The 404-nt window shown below is 62.6% G+C and carries 1 protein-coding gene; it reads left to right on the forward strand.

The genetic code is table 11. The features are described 5' to 3' along the window. A partial coding sequence (locus ACYQ2W_RS26670; protein ID WP_459874164.1) for an IS66 family transposase occupies positions 1 to 404 on the forward strand: 404 nt, incomplete at both ends.

A 404-nucleotide genomic window follows, 5' to 3' on the forward strand; every position in this document is an offset into this window, starting at 1 on the left:
CAGCGCCGCGGTACTCCATGCCGATGAGACCAGTTGGCGCGTCAACGGCGTCACCTACTGGCTATGGGGCTTCTGCACCACCTCCCTATGCTATTTCCTCATCGATCCCCACCGCAGCTCCGCGGTCGTCGCCCGTGTACTCGGCGAGGTCTTCGACGGCTTTCTCGTCTGCGACTTCTATGCCGCCTACAACGCCGTCGAGGCTTGGGCCAAGCAGCGCTGCATCTGGCATCTGTTCGCCGAGTTGCAACGGGTCGACAAGCACAACGCCTCCCGAATATGGCGCGACTTCCGACGACGATTACACCGCCTGTTCAAGGATGCCATGCGCCTCAAGACCCGGCAGGCCGAACTGGATCCGGCGGTCTACGCCCACAAGAAGATGCGCATCCACCGGCGTCTGG

This window comes from Endothiovibrio diazotrophicus (genome assembly GCF_054657215.1).